At 56.3% G+C, this 2,486-nt stretch carries 4 protein-coding genes; all 4 read right to left on the bottom strand.

The window, feature by feature from the left end; all coding sequences use genetic code 11:
• The coding region (locus tag AB4043_RS22330) for a thiamine phosphate synthase (protein ID WP_442308133.1) at positions 1-386 on the bottom strand (386 nt) is incomplete at its 3' end.
• A gap of 2 nt (positions 387-388) precedes the next feature.
• Entirely contained in the window at positions 389-940 is a 552-nt protein-coding gene (locus AB4043_RS22325) for a hypothetical protein (protein WP_442299490.1), read from the bottom strand.
• Between the two features lie 5 nt (positions 941-945).
• Positions 946-2,307, bottom strand: coding sequence for an acetyl-CoA carboxylase biotin carboxylase subunit (accC, locus tag AB4043_RS22320; protein ID WP_442299489.1), 1,362 nt, complete (start codon positions 2,305-2,307; stop codon positions 946-948).
• Between the two features lie 41 nt (positions 2,308-2,348).
• On the bottom strand, positions 2,349-2,486 hold a 138-nt coding region (locus AB4043_RS22315), incomplete at its 5' end, for an acetyl-CoA carboxylase biotin carboxyl carrier protein (protein ID WP_442308134.1).

The raw sequence follows: 2,486 nt of genomic DNA, 5'->3' as shown, positions 1-2,486 counted from the left end.
CCAATTGCCAGGTAGTCTGCTTCGGTCGCCACCACCGCTTCGAACTGGCCAAGCGTGTGCGTCGACACACCGATGAGCTTCCCCGCGCCTGCGATGCGACGGGCATCGTCTGGATGAAGGTCGGTCTGCCCGACATGCACACCGTCACACTGTCCAATCCGCGCCAGATCTGGCCGGTCATTCAATAGCAAGCTTACCCCTGGGGCAGCCGACCGGATTCGCTGCAGATTCGCGAGAACCGTCTGTGGCGCTGCGACTTTATCGCGATACTGCAGCAGTGAGACTCCAGCCGATGCCAGTTCCCCTGCAAACTGCTCAATCGAGATCTGCCGTGCAGCCAATACACCGGCATCGAGAATGGGATAAAGCCGAGGAATCTGCACCATGATTACCGCGCCGATGCCAGGATGCGTCGTGCGTCATCCAGGCCTGCCTGCCCTCCGGTCAGTCCAATCTGCCAGTCAGTTCCCGGAACTACGCACAGATATAGAGCCCAGGGCTGCGTGGAGTTTTCATGCACACAAAGAAAGCTCAGATCGTGCGCACGAATTGTCTCCGGAGAAAAACGACCTTCCTCCATGCCTCGGCCATAGGTTGCAAGAATCTGTCTTTGGAATGCTTCAGCCTGCTGCGCATTACGAATGCCGCCAACGGCATGATCAATATTCAACTGCACGGAGTGCGACAGGCGGAAGATCTCTCCACGATCGGGATTGGTACTGCGCCACAGCAGAGGCAGACGAAAGCTATGACCGTTGAAGCTGGCATAGTTACCGTGGCGCACATGCCACCAAAGAGCCATGATGGGATCTCCCACTGTCCCCCAGCTCAGAACGAAGAAGTACAACAGCGGGAAAGGAACGATCCACATCGGGATAGAACGAAACAGGCCGCGCAGAGTCCATCGACGATGGTCTGACGGCCTGAGTGCGTCTTCCATGATCGCTATTCGGCCTTCGCCTTCTCCCGTTCAAAGAAGCGTTCCATGAACTTCGTGTCGAAGTTCCCGGCGCGGAACTCTTCATCCGCAAAGATCTTTTTGTGCAGCGGAATCGTCGTATGAATACCCTGCACGATGAACTGGTCTAGCGCCCGCTGCATCTTATTCATCGCTTCTTCGCGGTCTTTTCCGTGCACAATCAACTTGCCGATCAGCGAATCGTAATACGGCGGCACGACTCCTTCTGCATATTGTGCTGTGTCGACCCGGACGCCATTGCCGCCCGGCAGATTGAAGGCAGTAATCTTGCCCGCCGAAGGAGTGAACTTCTCCGGGTGTTCCGCATTAATACGGCACTCGATCGCGTGCCCATTGATCACAATGGGCTGCGGAATAATCTCCGTCAACTTCTCTCCGCCGGCGATGCGCAGCTGCGCCTTCACCAGGTCGATACCGGTGATCATCTCCGTCACCGGATGCTCCACCTGGATGCGGGTATTCATCTCGATGAAGTAAATCTTCCCGTCTTCATCCATCAGGAATTCGATGGTGCCCGCGTTCCAGTAGCCAATGTCCTTAAGTGACTTGCGGATTACCTTGCCCATCTCTTCGCGCTGTTGCTGCGTGATCTGGAGCGAGGGGGCTTCTTCGATCAATTTCTGATGGCGCCTCTGGATCGAGCACTCGCGTTCGTTGAGAGAAAGAACATTGCCATGTTCATCAGCAAGCACCTGGAACTCAATGTGGCGAGGCCGCTCGATGAACTTTTCCATGTACAGGTCGCCATTTCCGAAGGCATTCAGCGCCTCCGTCGATGCCTGGTTATAGAGATCCGGAAGCTCCTGCGGAGCGCGGCAGATACGCATTCCGCGTCCTCCGCCGCCGGCCACAGCTTTCAAAATGACGGGATAACCAACGGACTTCGCCCATTCCAGAGCTTCATCCACGCTGCCGATCACGCCGTCCGATCCGGGAAGAATCGGCACCTTCGCCTTCTTCATCGTCTGGCGTGCGGTGGACTTCTCGCCCATCATCCGCGTCACCTCGGGCGGTGGCCCGATGAACTTGATGTTCGACGCGCGGCATACCTCGGCAAAGTTGGCATTCTCCGAAAGCAGACCATAGCCAGGGTGAATGGCATCCACATCGGCAATCTCCGCGGCAGAGATCACCGCCGGAACATTCAGATAACTCTCGGCCGAACGAGGCGGTCCGATGCAGATAGCTTCATCGGCAAAACGGACATGCAGTGAGTTGCGGTCCGCTGTCGAATAGACCGCGACCGTACGAATGCCCATTTCCTTGCAGGCATTGATCACTCGAAGCGCGATTTCGCCGCGATTGGCGATAAGGACTTTGCGAAACATCTTCTTCCAGTCTTGTTACCAGGGATCGATCGAACAGCGTCTCAACGTGGCTTGACGGCAAACAGAGGCTGGCCATACTCCACCGGCTGACCGTTATTAACGATGCGACGTATAACCTCTCCCGCAACATCCGATTCAATCTCGTTCATCAGCTTCATGGCCTCGACGATGCACAGCAC

This window comes from Terriglobus sp. YAF25 (assembly GCF_052113305.1).
Classification (GTDB): Bacteria; Acidobacteriota; Terriglobia; order Terriglobales; family Acidobacteriaceae; genus Terriglobus.
The sequence above is the reverse complement of the archived record's forward strand: the minus strand, read 5'-3'. Positions and strand labels throughout refer to the sequence as shown.